General features: G+C 49.8%; 16 protein-coding genes and 1 pseudogene. 7 read left to right on the plus strand and 10 right to left on the minus strand.

Going from position 1 to position 14,527, the window contains the following annotated elements; genetic code table 11:
- Nucleotides 1-133 precede the first annotated feature (133 nt).
- Complete coding sequence (locus tag PCH02S_RS29400; RefSeq protein WP_127457651.1) at nucleotides 134-904, plus strand: exodeoxyribonuclease III; 771 nt, start codon at nucleotides 134-136, stop codon at nucleotides 902-904.
- Here PCH02S_RS29400 and PCH02S_RS29405 read toward each other — a convergent pair.
- Together PCH02S_RS29405 and PCH02S_RS29410 are read right to left on the minus strand one after the other, a co-directional pair.
- On the minus strand, nucleotides 885-1,883 hold the full coding sequence (locus PCH02S_RS29405) for a GerAB/ArcD/ProY family transporter (RefSeq protein ID WP_164819781.1): 999 nt from the start codon (nucleotides 1,881-1,883) through the stop codon (nucleotides 885-887). The two genes, PCH02S_RS29400 and PCH02S_RS29405, sit on opposite strands and share 20 nt — an antisense overlap.
- Nucleotides 1,884-2,062: 179 nt before the next feature.
- Nucleotides 2,063-2,329: a hypothetical protein gene (locus tag PCH02S_RS29410; RefSeq protein WP_127457653.1), complete on the minus strand. Its 267-nt coding sequence runs from the start codon at nucleotides 2,327-2,329 to the stop codon at nucleotides 2,063-2,065.
- Nucleotides 2,330-2,353: 24 nt separating this feature from the next.
- On the opposite strand from PCH02S_RS29410, the gene PCH02S_RS29415 reads away from it, so the two are divergent.
- The gene (locus PCH02S_RS29415; RefSeq protein WP_127457654.1) at nucleotides 2,354-2,536 is read left to right on the plus strand and encodes a hypothetical protein; all 183 of its coding nucleotides are present in this window, start codon (nucleotides 2,354-2,356) and stop codon (nucleotides 2,534-2,536) included.
- A 116-nt stretch (nucleotides 2,537-2,652) separates the two neighbouring features.
- Nucleotides 2,653-3,231: a TetR/AcrR family transcriptional regulator gene (locus PCH02S_RS29420; RefSeq protein WP_127457655.1), complete on the plus strand. Its 579-nt coding sequence runs from the start codon at nucleotides 2,653-2,655 to the stop codon at nucleotides 3,229-3,231.
- 311 nt (nucleotides 3,232-3,542) lie between these two features.
- On the opposite strand, the gene PCH02S_RS29425 is transcribed toward PCH02S_RS29420, so the two are convergent.
- A complete protein-coding gene (locus PCH02S_RS29425; protein WP_127457656.1) occupies nucleotides 3,543-4,454 on the minus strand; it encodes a MerR family transcriptional regulator in 912 nt (303 codons plus the stop codon).
- Nucleotides 4,455-4,628: 174 nt separating this feature from the next.
- Here PCH02S_RS29425 and PCH02S_RS29430 point away from each other — a divergent pair, with 174 nt between their 5' ends.
- Complete coding sequence (locus PCH02S_RS29430; RefSeq protein WP_127457657.1) at nucleotides 4,629-5,555, plus strand: methyl-accepting chemotaxis protein; 927 nt, start codon at nucleotides 4,629-4,631, stop codon at nucleotides 5,553-5,555.
- Between the two features lie 69 nt (nucleotides 5,556-5,624).
- Here the strand turns inward: PCH02S_RS29430 and PCH02S_RS37075 are convergent, their stop codons facing one another.
- The 4 genes from PCH02S_RS37075 to PCH02S_RS29450 form a co-directional block, all read right to left on the minus strand.
- Nucleotides 5,625-5,912: an Arm DNA-binding domain-containing protein gene (locus tag PCH02S_RS37075; protein ID WP_127457658.1), complete on the minus strand. Its 288-nt coding sequence runs from the start codon at nucleotides 5,910-5,912 to the stop codon at nucleotides 5,625-5,627.
- Nucleotides 5,913-6,430: 518 nt separating this feature from the next.
- Entirely contained in the window at nucleotides 6,431-7,270 is an 840-nt protein-coding gene (locus PCH02S_RS29440; protein ID WP_127457659.1) for a sulfurtransferase, read from the minus strand.
- A 482-nt stretch (nucleotides 7,271-7,752) separates the two neighbouring features.
- Nucleotides 7,753-8,226, minus strand: a complete 474-nt coding sequence (locus PCH02S_RS29445; RefSeq protein WP_127457660.1) for a GNAT family N-acetyltransferase — start codon at nucleotides 8,224-8,226, stop codon at nucleotides 7,753-7,755.
- A gap of 68 nt (nucleotides 8,227-8,294) precedes the next feature.
- On the minus strand, nucleotides 8,295-8,972 hold the full coding sequence (locus PCH02S_RS29450) for a hypothetical protein (RefSeq protein ID WP_127457661.1): 678 nt from the start codon (nucleotides 8,970-8,972) through the stop codon (nucleotides 8,295-8,297).
- Between the two features lie 39 nt (nucleotides 8,973-9,011).
- On the opposite strand from PCH02S_RS29450, the gene PCH02S_RS29455 reads away from it, so the two are divergent.
- Nucleotides 9,012-9,515, plus strand: a complete 504-nt coding sequence (locus PCH02S_RS29455; protein WP_127457662.1) for a GNAT family N-acetyltransferase — start codon at nucleotides 9,012-9,014, stop codon at nucleotides 9,513-9,515.
- Here PCH02S_RS29455 and PCH02S_RS29460 read toward each other — a convergent pair.
- From PCH02S_RS29460 to PCH02S_RS29470, 3 genes are all read right to left on the minus strand, one after another.
- Entirely contained in the window at nucleotides 9,512-9,820 is a 309-nt protein-coding gene (locus tag PCH02S_RS29460) for a 4a-hydroxytetrahydrobiopterin dehydratase (RefSeq protein ID WP_127457663.1), read from the minus strand. The two genes, PCH02S_RS29455 and PCH02S_RS29460, sit on opposite strands and share 4 nt — an antisense overlap.
- 66 nt (nucleotides 9,821-9,886) lie before the next feature.
- Nucleotides 9,887-11,695 carry a DNA helicase RecQ gene (recQ, locus tag PCH02S_RS29465; protein WP_127457664.1) on the minus strand — a complete coding sequence of 603 codons (1,809 nt, stop codon included), beginning with the start codon at nucleotides 11,693-11,695 and terminating at the stop codon, nucleotides 9,887-9,889.
- 35 nt (nucleotides 11,696-11,730) lie between these two features.
- A complete protein-coding gene (locus PCH02S_RS29470) occupies nucleotides 11,731-12,024 on the minus strand; it encodes a hypothetical protein (protein WP_127457665.1) in 294 nt (97 codons plus the stop codon).
- A 191-nt stretch (nucleotides 12,025-12,215) separates the two neighbouring features.
- On the opposite strand from PCH02S_RS29470, the gene PCH02S_RS29475 reads away from it, so the two are divergent.
- Nucleotides 12,216-13,808, plus strand: a complete 1,593-nt coding sequence (locus PCH02S_RS29475; RefSeq protein ID WP_127457666.1) for an SWIM zinc finger family protein — start codon at nucleotides 12,216-12,218, stop codon at nucleotides 13,806-13,808.
- Nucleotides 13,805-14,527: pseudogene (locus PCH02S_RS29480) on the plus strand (DEAD/DEAH box helicase); the annotation flags it as partial. The gene PCH02S_RS29475 and the pseudogene PCH02S_RS29480, both read left to right, overlap by 4 nt.

Raw genomic sequence — 14,527 nt, forward strand, 5'->3', positions numbered from 1 at the left:
TGCCTTTTGTTGGATTTCATCCAACGGGCGGTGCCTAAATCCCTCTCTCAAACCGCTCACTTAATGTAGCAGTAGTCAATCTTATGTTACACTGTGATGAGAAATCATCGCGAATGTTAGGAGAAATTGACGAATGAAACTGGTATCGTGGAATGTGAATGGGCTGCGCGCATGCGTGAATAAAGGCTTCGTAGATTACGTCAAGGAAACGGACGCCGATATCGTCTGTGTTCAGGAGACGAAGCTGCAAGAGGGACAAATTTCCCTCGAACTTGGCGAGGATTACAAACAGTACTGGAACTACGCCGTCAAAAAAGGTTACTCCGGCACGGCTGTTTTCACGAAGCTTGAGCCGCTTTCCGTACGCTATGGCATGGAAGAGGACGAAGAGCCCGAGGGTCGGATCATCACGCTCGAGTTCGAGGATTTTTATCTGGTGACGGTGTATACCCCGAACGCCAAACGCGATCTTTCCAGGCTGGACTACCGCCTGGAGTGGGAGGATCGCTTCCGCAGCTATCTCAGCCAGCTGGACGCGAAGAAGCCGGTTATCGCCTGCGGCGATCTGAACGTCGCTCATCAGGAGATCGACCTCAAGAATGCCAAAGGCAACCACAACAACTCCGGCTTCACTCTAGAAGAGCGCGGGAAAATGACCGAGCTGCTGGAGGCCGGCTTCATTGACACTTTCCGGCATCTCTACCCTGACCGCACCGACGTCTACAGCTGGTGGTCCAATATGCCCGGCGTGCGGGCGCGAAATGTCGGATGGCGCATCGACTATTTTATCGCTTCTTCGAGGCTCGGCACCAACATCGTCAGCGCTGACATCGACTGCGCAATTCTGGGCAGCGATCATTGCCCTGTTCGTTTGGAAGTGGATTTTAACCGGGTGGAAGGCTAGAACCTTCTCCCGGGGACTGACTTCCTGTATGTTTCAATTTATTTTTACGAATGAAATAAAGACCTATTAAAAGCAATGGAATTACCATACATATACTGATATCATAATAACCCCAAACCTTGGTTGCAGATTTAAAACTAGCGGTATTCGGTAAAGCGATAAAGATGAAACAAAAGCAAATCATGGCGGTTGGAACAGTCAGCATTTTGTAAGTCTTCAGCTTGATGAACTGAGCACCCATATTTACTGTGAAATATTGGCCAAGCACCAGAATACATTGCGCTACTACAACGTTTAACCCGATACATCCGATAATTGCCCCGATGAAAAAGTTTTTTCTTAGTTTCTTACTCTCTTTAACATGAGGTATGAGGATAAGCAAGCAAAAGATTTCCATACACGGCAGAAATGTCGCAGGCAGCGATCCTAGCAGAACAGGCCTCATCCCTTCCTCCAATATGGGTTGAATACGACTTATTTCCATCTGGGGCACTAGCAAGACAATCAAAGTAAACATGATTAACATAATCCATGGGAAAAAGATCTCTGAAGCTCGTATGATAGTCCCTATTCCTAACCGAACAGCAAAAATCAACAGCCCGTAAAATAGCAGTTCGAGAACTTCAATCGGAGTATCCGGCAGCACCATACTTGTGAAAAAATCTCCTATTTCCCAGGTAACAACTACCACTGTAATAGCGAAGAAAATAAGAAAGCTGATATTCAGAACAGCTCCCAGCCATTTTCCGGCAATGAGCGGCGTATACTGAATGAGGGATAGTCCCGGATAGAGCCCGCCCAGCACAGCGTATATCCACACGGATATCAAGCCAAACAAAGTGCCCAAGAGCCCCGATATCCATGCATCCTGATGACTCGCGCCAGCCACGCTTGAAGGCAGTATCAGGATGGAATCGCCAAGGGTGAGCAGAATGACAAGGATTGTGAACTGGCGTATGCCAATGACTCCTTTGTCCAACTGAAGCATCGGTTTTGATTAGCAAAAATACAATACTAATAGATTAAGTATTTCCAATGTTTTATAGGATCATACAAGAGATTCATAGAGTATGATATTGCCTCAGCAAGACTGTGCGCCACATCGTTGTAAAAACCAAAAAGCGCTCTCTCACCATCCGGTGGGAGAACGCTTTTTAGCTAGGAATAATCATATGTCAGGTCACGCCGCCCACGAACGAAGGTTATGATGCACCTATACATGTAGATCAGAAGCACAAACATCTCAAGCCCCCAAATGATATAGGTCGACGTCTCGCTCACTTCAATTTGCAAATAGTTAAAGTCTGCAAACTGCTTGCGCACGAATTGGTCCGCCACCATTTGAGCCACATGATTGACAATCGGCACGTAGTCCTTGCCGTACCCTTGCTCTGTCATATAATCTTGAACTTCCAGCTTGAGCATATCAACTTCACTCCATGAGAATGCATGCACCCACTTCATAGAGCCATCCGAAGCTGGACTAAAGCTGACGATGAAATCGTTCTTGTTGCCGTTCTTCCATTTATCCTGAAGGGCATGGATACGGTGTTCAGCTCTACTCTAGCAAAATGCGGCGATGGCTTCGTCGTTCAAGACGGACGAATAGCGTCCGAATTGGTAAGGGGATAATAATTGACAGTAACCGTGTTCTTATCTAAAATAATATAGACAGACCTGTCTCTTCCTTTATTAATAGACATTCTTTTTAACATATAGAAAAATATCTTTGGGTAGGTGAATTTCAGATGGAGAAGAAAGAAACAGCCAAGGAGCGCATTTTGCGAGTTGCCGATGAGTTGTTTTATCGTGAGGGTGTGCGTGCGGTCGGCATCGATCGAATCATTCATGAATCCGGTGTGGCCAAAGCCAGCTTCTATCGAAGCTTCGCGACCAAAGATGAGTTAGTAGCTGCGTACTTAGAGCTCCGTCGTCTCCAGTTTCTAGGGAATATCGAGCATGCACGGAAGGAACATCCGGAGTCCAAGCTCGAGCAGCTCCTTTTTTTGATGGACTATTTAGCTGAACGTATGAAGCGTCCTACGTATCGGGGGTGTTCCTTCATGAATACAATCGTGGAGTTCCCTGAACCAACGCACCCTAACCATGCCAAAGCACTTGAGAGCAGAAGCGACATTTGGGACGAGGTAACATTATTGGCCGAGGAGGCTGGCCTCCCCAATCCGCGTGACCTCTCCGAGCAGATTCGGATGTTATGGAGCGGCGCCGCCATGGTAGCTTATATCAACAAGGATGATTTCAAGCCTGAGTTGTTCTCTGTGGCAGCTAAGACGCTAATTAACAGCCATCGTGTTGCGGCAGTATGAGGCATCAAGATGACACGGCATGGCGAAAAAGCCCGACTCCCATTAAAGGGAATCAGGCTTTTTTTTGTTCGCTGAGTCTGCTAGGCTAACTTCTCCTCACCCGTCGCAATCGGGTTATCTTCCCACGAGATCCAGTCGCTCCAGCTGGCGTTTGACTTTATGTATGAAAGTGACAGAATTGGCACATCAGACGATGTTTACTTCCTCCCTTAATCCCAGAAAATGACCATACCAACATAGTGAGGTTTCGAGACTGGCTATACCGAACCTTACCAACACTTCCCAATAAGAAACCAGCAAGGGTAGTTCCATTAAATGAATGAATGTTCAGCGCTCGTATTCTCAAAGTTTCCATTCCGATACCACGTTTCCCAATCAGCTTTGCTATTGGAAAGCACATAATCGGCCAGGCGAGTCTCCCGGTTATCGAAGGCGGCACCGCCTACTGCAAACGTGACGGAGGGCATTTCACTGCGGCACAGCTCGAATGCGTCCTCGACTTCTTTGAGCAACGCGGGGTTCGTAATCGAAACAGCGACTACCGACGCTTGGATTAACGAAATGAGCCGACTTAATTCCCGCATAGGCGTATCCGGCCCGAGGTAGATGACCTGCATCCCCTTGTTCCGCAGAAACAAGCTGAACAGCATGAGTCCCATCTGATGATGTTCTCCTTCGGGACAAAGCGCCAATACCTTGGGAAGATGCGGTCTGGTCGGCAGCAATCTTAGAAATTGCGAGCATCGCTGCATAATCAACTGCGAGGCGAAATGCTCCTGCGCAACCATGAACTCCCCGCTCCGCCAAGCTTCGCCGACCCGATTCAGCACGGGGGTCAAGATGTAGTGGAACACGTCCTCGTAATGATAGAGCGAGAAGGCAAGATCAATGGTTTCATTCGCTTGTTCTGGCTTCATGATCGCCAGGTAAGCGAATAGACGATCAATCATCGTCGCATAAGGGGCTCCAGGTGGAGCGGCCAGCATGTCCTGATTCACGTCCGCTGCGTCCTGATCCAGCCGAGCGATCGCCTCGCTGACTTTCAAGCCGTTGTGTTCGATTTGCACTTTGATTTTTCGAAGCTTTTCAATATCCGCATCTCGATAGAGCCGATGACCGCCCGCGCTGCGCACAGGGGATACGATGTTATATCTGTTCTCCCAGGCGCGTATGGTCACAGTAGGGATACCGAGCAGTTGGGATGCTTTCTTAATGCTGTACACGACAAGCTCACCTCGGTTTTGTTATACATAAGTTATACATAATTAACATAAAAAAGACAATTAAAGGGGCATATCCGATATAGGTTTGTTTTTAATATATAGATATTGTATAATATTTTTATAATACATATACAAACATTATACATTATAACTCATATAAAGGGGAAATTATACATGTTTGAACAGCAAGCCGCTCCCTACAAGAGCACACAGGTATTGCCCAATGATGCCGTGTTGGCAGCATTGGAGCATTCTTTGGCTATGATTGAGTTCGACACACATGGCAATGTTTTATGGGCAAACGGCAATTTTGCCAAAACCATGGGATATGCCGAGGCTGAACTGCCGGGCATCCACCACCGCAGGTTCTGCACGCCCGAGTTTGCAAGCAGCTCCGCTTATGAGCATCTGTGGAATCAGTTAAGGAGGGGTACCTCCTTTCAGGAGAGAATTTCGCGGGTGACGAAAGATGGCAGACTGCTTTGGTTTGAAGCGACGTATACACCGGTCATGGACGCGAACGGCAGTGTGCAGGGCATCGTTAAAGTGGCGACGGATATTACAGCGCGCGAGAACGCCACTGCGAGAATGACGGCCGAGCTGCAACTGATGTCTGAACATCTGCTCAACCAAACAGAGGAAGGCATTAAGGGAAGCCGGGAAATTGAGGGAGCAATGGAGCTATCCGTTCAGCAATCCAACGACAACATGGAGGTTCTGCAAAGTTTGGAGAAGGAAACGAAGTCGGTGAGCAGAATGATTTCCATTATTCAAGAGGTCGCTTCGCAGACGAAGCTGCTCGCGTTGAACGCCGCCATCGAAGCGGCTCATGCCGGAGAATACGGCCGCGGCTTCAGTGTCGTGGCAGATGAGGTTCGCAAGCTTGCCAAGCAAGCTGATGATACGTCAAAAGAGATTAACGGGAATTTGAAGGGCATCGCTGCGCAGGTTGATAACATCTCCACAGGCATGAAGCGAGCCCAAACGACGATTGCAAACAGCCTGGTGCGCGTTCAGCTTGCTGGTCAAGCTTTTACAGCGATCAGCCAGTCCGCCGACGTGTTGGATACGCAGGCTAAAACGATGGTCGAGCTCTTATAGTAACAAGCCCACCTTATGCCGGAAGCGCCGATTGGTGTTAACCCCTCTACCCGTTCCAACACTGATATATCATAATGGGCAGGAACAAGGTGATGAAATGGGGGATAATAAGTGAATATTCTTTATTTTAAATCCGAGTCTGACAATTGTCCGTAAACTACCGTGCCCAAGAACTGAGAGTGCTTGAGCAAGATCCGCCTCAGCTTCCTTGCGTGTAGCAAAACCTGCCTTCATTTTCTGCGGTCTCTTGCCCGTTTTTAGGTGTTTGCCCATTTCAACTGTGTACGCGTACGTTCCATTTTTGCGCTTTGAGACACATCCACGCATTGCATTCAGCCTCCTTGTTGATTTTCTCATTCATTGAAACGTGGAGGTGATAGAAATTGTACAAAGACATCTAACAACAAGTAAAGCACACTAAGTCTGTTGACCCTCCGTTTATTATTTCCGATATTGCTGACTCAATTAGCGTGCAATAGCAAAAAACAAAGAGGGAACCTGTTGGGGGATCCCTCTTACTGTGTCGCGTAGCACGTACTGGCGTTTGTATTGCATGCCTCGTTTGGCAAAGTAACATATAAATCACAATCAGGCGTTTGTAGGCATCTCCTCTGCTTTGGACCCGCTGAGATTAGCATAAGCAAGCAAAACAAACGGTCAAGTGGCAGTGAGGTGCCTGAGCAACTCCGAATTTCTATACGATTACCGAGTTCTAGTCCAATCGCAAGTTTGCTCATCAACTTCACTGTAAACATTTTCACCAACTTGTCGTTGACTCCGTATTGATTTGATTTGGGACTGTTCGAAGGCACAGCAAAAAGGCGTACAGCAATCATACACTGTACGCCAAACGCCCGTCGGACGCGGGCTTTCCGCTACTTCTCCTCACCCGTCGCAATCGGGTTATCTTCCCAACTGATCCAGTCGCTCCAGCTTCCGCTGTAGAGCTTCACGTTGTCAAAACCCGCTTCGCTCAGGCCCAGGACGTTCGGGCAAGCCGTCACACCGGAGCCGCAATAGACGATGATTTCATCGGCATCGCGCAAGCCGGCAAAATGCTGCTCCTGCTTTGCCGCAGGCAGCCAAGCTCCGTCAGCTCCGAGCACGCCTTTCCAGAAGTAGTTCCGTGCGCCGGGAATGTGACCGGCTACTCTATCAATCGGCTCTTCCAAGCCGAGGTAGCGGCGCTCCTCACGCGAGTCCACGAGCACGACGCCAGGACGACCGAGCTTGTCCTTGACCTCATCCATGGAAGCCAGCATGGTGCGCTGCACTTTCGGCGAGAAGGTCCGCGGGAACGTGGCTGGCACTTCATCTGTAACAGGGTAGCCCGCAGCTTTCCATGCGGTATATCCTTGATCGAGCACGTACACCTCGGAGTGCCCGAGGAATTTCAGCATCCACCATAGGCGCGAAGCCACGGCTCCGCCTTGATCGTCGTAGGCGACGACGGTTTTGGTACTGTCGATCCCGAGGCTGCCCACGAGGATGGAGAATGCACCGAGATCAGGAAGCGGGTGCCTGCCTCCGTGCGCCATAATGGCACCGGACAGGTCCTTTTCCAAATCCACGTATACAGCTCCCGTTATATGATCTTGCTCATAAAGTTTTCTGCCAGATTCAGGTTGTCCTAACGCAAAACGGCAATCCGCAATGACGATATTGGCATCGCCCAGTTGTCCGAGCAGCCATGATTGACCTACGATATTTTCCACAGATTATGCCACCTTTCCCTACCTGCATTAATTCCAGTTACCTCCACTTATTTTATCGTAAAAATGTTGCGCACGGAAGTTATGTTTCGGACAAACGAAAAAGACCGTCGAGGCGGTAGCCTGACAGTCCGACCAGTCGAGAAGACCGAGAAGCAACGATTGCCTGAGATCGGCGATAGTTTATGCAATCTCGAGGTGCAGGAGCGGTGACCTTTTGCTGCCTCCACAGAAATAGAGGAACTGCGGTCCTCTATTTCTGCAATCCTCGCGAGTTCCACTTCCTCAGCGGAACTACAGGGCTCTATTTGCCCCTGAAACTCCACATTTCCGCCAATTTCGGCGAAATAGCGGCTCATAGTTCCCCTTCATCCATCAGAGGGGCAACTATCGCGCGAATAGCGGACTGTAGTTCCCTCACACTCGGCAGCAACCATCCATCCGCCACTGCCCACCAGGCAACAGCCAATCGCATCAAGCTACAATTAATCACCGATACCAATCGTAGGATTCACGGAATAAGTGAGCCAATCGCTGCGATCTCCGCCCATTTTATCGTAAAAAGCCTGCGCACGCAGGTTATCCGTTGCAGTGGTCCATGATAGATTCGCGTAGCCATGTCTGGCCGCATACCCTTTGCAGGCGGCGAAAAGCTTCGCAGCCGCGCCATGACCGCGTTCCACTTCAATAACGTAGAGATCGTTCATAACCGCTACTTTGGAGGCACGCAATGTACTGAAGGTAAAATATAAGGTCGCAAAACCGACCAATTTCCCCTCTTCCGATTCCGCTACAAATTGGATGCCGTCCTTTTGCTCCAACAGATGGTGAATCAATCCGTTCAACTTCTCATCCTCTGGCTGGCGATATTGGTAAAAGTCCACGATATAAGCGAGCATTAACGTTTTTAACTGAGCAATATCTTGTATAGCAGCTTCACGAACTGTAACTTGGGCCATGGAAATGACCTCCTCATCCAAATAAAATCGTTATCGTTATTGTATCCAAAAAATCCAAAATCTGTCTCTCACTGCTCCTCCATCTCCTTGCGATACAGCAGGTAAATCATCCAAGCTAGCACCAGGCAAAATCCCGCAGCCCAATAGAAAATGGACGCCACATGCATGGATACGCCATAATAAGCAGAGGAATAAAGAATAAATGCAGTCAAAAGAGCGGGAAAAAGCACATGATTCCGGGGACGCCACGCTTGATTAGCATGTTTGGCATCATTACGTTCAAGCCGCATCGTGAAGCCTAATCGGTTCTTGTTCAAGAGCAATGCCGTCAGGCACGCAAGCAGTGCGGCATAGATTTTCAGAGGACGATACCAGGAATCCAGGTTGTCAAAATAATCGTAAACGGGAACATCCGTTACTAGCGCCACCCCGATTAGAACAATGAATAAATAAATCGTATAGCCGACAGCTCCAAGCAATACGATCATGAGTGCATGCAGCTTGCGCAATCGTAATACATAGTGAACACAGATGGCTTCCAGCACGATAGCAAGCATCGGACTCCAAGACTTCGTGTCCACAAGGAACGTAAATAGTTCGACCAAACAGGAGATAACCAAGGTGAAGATGAGCACAAGTGGCCATTTCTTATTCACAGAAATTCGAAATGTATGTAATCCCAGCATGAGCATAGAAAACAGAATACAGGCAGTAAATGGAATATGTAAAAGCCAAAGCCAACCCATGCGATCCTCCAACCAATAAATGAAAAGGTGATAATAATAGTGGTAAAAGCAAGCTTACCCTGGCGAGTTGTACCGTTAACTAACGCGCAATGCGAGGAGTTATGTACGTGGAAATATCCTTCTCCCTACGAGCTGTACAATTGGCCCTCTTGGGAAACCATGCTGCGGGAGCAAACCGAATTCGCTGACCCGCACATTCGGGCAGAACAGTACCGAGCCGTCGTCGATGATTATGGCAGACTATCCGGCTTCGTCCAGTTCTTCCCGATTGTCGGCGTCACGCGCTTAGGTCTGGGACTCCGTCCGGATCTCTGCGGGAAAGGCAGCGGAATTGGCGTCCAATTCGTGCAGCTCCTAACCCGTGAAGCGCTGAAGCGCTCCCCCGGGCAGGAGGTCGACCTTGAAGTGCTTGTCTGGAATGAACGCGCCATCCGCACTTATGAGCGTGCTGGTTTCACCATCACGGATACCTATGAAAAGCAGACGCCCACAGGCGTATCGAATTTTCACTGCATGGTGTACGACGAGAGCTTATCTAATTAAGCGTCGCCGGAACCCGCAACAACCTCTTCAAATGCTTGATCAAACCTGGCAGCGGATTGAAAATCCAACTCTGTCAAACCGCCTGCATGCCATGACGTGAGCCGCAAGGTCACCATTTTATAATCAATGGCGATCATGGGATGGTGGTTATCCGCTTCAGCGATACGGGCAACATGATTCACAAAAGAAATGCCCAGCATGAACTCCGCGAAACGATATTTTCGCAAAATCCATTTATGATCGTCCGTCGTCCAGCCGGTGAGCACCCCAAGCCTTTGATCAATCTCGCTATCCTCAAGTTTCACGCACTTCCGCCCCTTCCAGCCTTACTCGTTACTTCCGGATTCCTCTCCTAATCCCTTACTTCCCCCTTACTCAAAATCATAAGCAACCGCCTCGGCTTCGCTCTCACCCGCATACGTGCGCAGCAGATCAAGGAATGGCTTCCCGTAATTGCGGTATTTGACCTCGCCGACACCTTTGATTCGCAGCATCGCAGATTCCGAGGTTGGACAGCTTTCACTCATCTCACGCAGCGTGCTGTCGGAGAATATGATATACGGCGGCACTTTCTCGCGTGCGGCAATTTCCCGGCGAAGCAAACGCAGCTGCTCGAACAACGTATTGTCGATAGCAGCAGCTTTGACGGGCTGTTTGCGCACCTTCTGGTATACAGGCAACTTCCCTTGAAGCACTTCCGCTGCGGGCTGCATTAATCGGACCACCGGGTACTGGCCTTCGGACAGCTGCAAGAATCCCTCCGAGATCAGCACATTTATCAGATCGGAAATTTCTTTTTCCGGCAAATCTCGCATAATGCCATGCGTCGGCAGTTTGTCGAACCGATATTCGACAATTTTCTTCGCTTTCGAGCCCTTCAGGACAGAAGCAACCATCGAAATCCCGAAACGTTCATTCATGCGGCGGATGCAGGAAAAAATTTTCTGCGCTTCAACCGTAATATCCACGGTATCGCGATCGTCTTTGCACGAGCTGCAGTTGCCGCAGGTGTCTTTCACATTCCGCTCATCAAAATAATGTAAAATAACATTCCGCAGACATCTTGGCGAATAACAGTAGTCAATCATCGTCTGCAGCTTTTTATATTCGTTGGCTTTGCGTTCAGGCGAAAGCTGGTTCTGCTCAATGAGGAACTTCTGCGTCATAATATCCTGTGCGCTGAACAGCAGAATGCATTCGCTCGGCTCACCGTCACGTCCTGCGCGACCGGCTTCCTGATAATAAGCCTCCATATTTTTCGGCATATTGTAGTGGATGACATAACGCACGTTCGACTTATCGATGCCCATCCCGAAGGCATTCGTGGCGATCATCACCCGAATATCGTCATAGAGAAACGCTTCTTGCATGTAGGAGCGCTCATCGTCGGTTAATCCGGCGTGGTACTTGCCTGCGGCGTAGCCTTTTTTCCGCAATGATTCGTACAGCTCCTCCACATCCTTGCGGGTAGCGGCATAGATAATGCCCGGCTGGTGCGTATGCTCCTTTACATAATTGTGAATGTAATCCCGCTTGTTCTCTCCGCGAAGAATCGTCAGCTCCAGATTATCCCGCGAGAAACCGTTCACAAAGATGCCCGCATCCGACAGGTCGAGCAGCCTTGCAATATCCGCCGTCACTTCGGCTGTCGCTGTAGCGGTAAAAGCCGCTACGATCGGGCGATTCGGGAGCTCGCGAATAAACGGAGCAATCGAGACATAGCTGGGACGGAAGTCATGCCCCCACTGGGACACGCAGTGCGCCTCGTCAATGGCTACAAAGGGTAGATTCAGTGCCGACATCCGCGCGCGAAACCGCTCTGACTCCAGCCGCTCGGGCGCGATATACAGCAGCTTGTATTTGCCCTGCATCGCGCCTTGCATCCGCTGTTCCACTTCTCTGGCTTCCAGCGTACTATTAATGAACGTCGCCGGCACTCCGAGCACGCCTAGGGCATCCACTTGGTCCTTCATCAAGGAAATCAGCGGAGAGATGACGAGGGTCACGCCCTCCATCAGCATCGCAGGAACCTGATAGCAGATCGATTTACCGCCGCCCGTTGGCATAATGCCAAGCGTATCCTTCCCCTCAAGCAAGTTGGAAATGATATTTTTCTGCCCCTCGCGGAATTCCGGGTACCCATAAACTTGTTGTAAAACCTTCCTTGCCCCATCCAGCATAGCTTTTATACACCTTTCTTTAGCTCACTCAAAAATCAGACCAAATAGATGACGGAAACGAGCTTTTCCCCGTCGTGAACCTTCAACACATGATTACTCGGATCATGGCGAACCGAGCCTGCACCAACATGCATTACAGGGCTGTTGCCCAATCCATAGAAAATATCGTCAGCCAGCGTACGCAAGCACTCTTCCTGTTCTTCGGGCTCAAGCTCCTCCCAATCGTCCGCACTCATCTCCAGCAGCTCATAGAAACCATTCACCATCGCAATGCCGCGTACAAAATCAGTGACAATATCCTTATATTCTCTTCCGAATTTAATACCCATTGTAAAGTCTCCCTTCGGTAGCTAACCTTCTAGCTTCACTTTATCATATTATAGGTTCGAATGCAGGGTTAACCGTTTTTCCCCCGGATAAAAAAATACTGTTTGGCATAAACTGTGGAAATGGGCAATTTCGGAAAAAATCTGTTACTATGGAAGAAGGAATGTACCGCTCGGAGGGTAGGAAAGCACACATGCTGAAACTGCAGATTCCCAAAAATCGAATGAACTACCTAATCAAGCAAATCCCGCTGCATTTCGATGCTGCCGTACTGGAGCAGGGCTGGGAGTATTATCATAAAGGCCGCGTGGCGGATGTCGATCTGAAGGGCACAAGCATTCAATCGACGGTTGCAGGCAAGAGACTGCACAACACGACGGTCAACTTAGAGAATTTTCAGGACAGCTCATGCAGCTGCTCCTTTGATGGTTTTTGTCAGCATATCGGAGCTACGTTCTTCAGCTTATACGCTCCCTATGGACGGCCCGAACTGCTGCTGCAACAGTTAAAGCAACAAATTTTCGCCCGCAAAAAACCATTGCGAGGCGCCTCCCCGGCACAGGAACGCAAAGAAGCCGCCAAGGCTACTAAACCCGAAGAAACGGCTTTGCCTGCTGATTGGCATCGTTTTTTTGAGGGGAGATTTCATGGGTTCTCGATTTCGCATCAGCACTCCATTGAAACGTTTTATGACTCTGCGTTAGAGTCTTTGCCTGGCTTTGCCGCCGATTGGAAAAGCTCGATGCGCGAGATCTATATGCTTCATATCGTGCTGTTCATGATGCGTAAGATCGAACAATTTTATCAAGAGACCAAAAGCTCTTACTTGTCTTATTATCACGAAAACGGGTGCAAAATCGCCGCAAAAAACTGTGAGGATAAGCTCGCCCAGCTTACACAAGGGATGGATCTGAACGCCTCCTTCGCGGCTGAGCCCAAACATATGCTGGCTACGCTCAAAATGCTCGGTGAATTCGCGCTGCAAGGAAAAGACAGCCCGATTGACTGGCTTTTCGTGTATCGATTCATCTGGTGGAAGCTGTCCGCGCAAACAACCGCGCAGAAAGAGGAGATTCAGCGCCTCGACGCCCTTCTGTCCAAGAAGGATCAGCCTGCCAAGAGAAAAGATGCGCTGATTGCGGCTAGAGCCCATTTTCACATTATTCAGGGGGATACAGACAGTGCCTTCAAGCTGCTGGAGCTTTTGGCTCATCCTCATGCTAAGGATTACTTCCTGTACCTGAATTATTATTACAACGATCAGCAGTGGAACGACATGCTGGTCTGGCTCCGCTGGTTGTTCAAGTCGATTGCCCAGGCCAATCACGATGATTTCCGGACCTTTTGCCAATACTGGCTTGACACGACCAAGCATTTGGAATCCGACAGCGAATGGGTACAGGTCATGGAGTCCCTGCTGCCTCGCTCTTACTACTATTACACAGCCTATTTGCTGCAGACCAAAAGGTATCGGCAATGGGTGGATTTGCAGCTAGCGAACCGTATTTCGCCATTAAATCTATACACGTTGGAGCTAAAAGCGATCGAAGAGCACGATGCCGCTTTGCTGCTCCCTCTGTATCATCAAGCGGCAGAACGTGCGGTTTTGGAGAAAAACAGAGCTTCCTACAAGACGGCTGTCCGGCTTCTGAAGAAGCTGCACAGCTTATACAAACAGTTAGGCCAGAACGATCGCTGGGAGCACTATGTGTATCGTTTAGCGGATAAATTCTCACGCTTGCGTGCCTTCCAAGAAGAGCTTAAGAAAGGAAAATGGATTCGATGATCGAAACCAGCGCGCTGACGGTTCATGTAAGCTCCCTCCCCAGCGGCTCCTTGTTTCTATGGGGATCCCGCGAGAACGGCGGCATTTGGGACGCCCTTGATTTGAAAAATATGCTTTTTGCCTGGCACCGCGCTTCCTTCTATGGCACTTTCATGGAACCCAGCGAATGGCAAAATCGCGAAGGCATTGAGCTGCAGCCACTTGAGGCGCTCGATTATTTCAGCGATCCGCAGCCTGTGCAGCATTTGCAGCTTAGCTGGCATCAGGACTCCGCGGATTTCATCCGCTTGGCCCCTGCGGTTCGCGAGGCACTAGCCACCGGAAGCTTCATGCCGGATTACGAGAAATGGAAGGCCGGCGAGATGGGCTGGAAGCTGCAGCTCCCAGAGGAGTTGCAATCTCTGGAATCGCCAGCCGTTTCCCGCTGGATTCATGCGCTTATCCCCGAATGGGTGGACGCAGACGGCATCATGAAAGACAATCTGCGCAAGCTGGAGGCGGCGTACCCGCTTATGCGGCGAGGCGAAATCGCCGCCGACCTCTGGCTCGACGAGGAAGACTGGCTCGTCGCCATCGGCTGGCGCCAAGACCGGTCGCCGATGCGCACGTGTCTGCAGCTCGCAGAGCCGGACCTGGCGCATGGCGCAGGCTGGCAGCTGCGCGTGCTGCTGCAGGACCGGCTGGCGCCCGACGTGCTGCGCACGGTGACGCCCACCGGC

Origin of the sequence: Paenibacillus chondroitinus NBRC 15376 (genome assembly GCF_004000765.1) — a bacterium.
Taxonomy (GTDB): domain Bacteria; phylum Bacillota; class Bacilli; order Paenibacillales; family NBRC-103111; genus Paenibacillus_E; species Paenibacillus_E chondroitinus.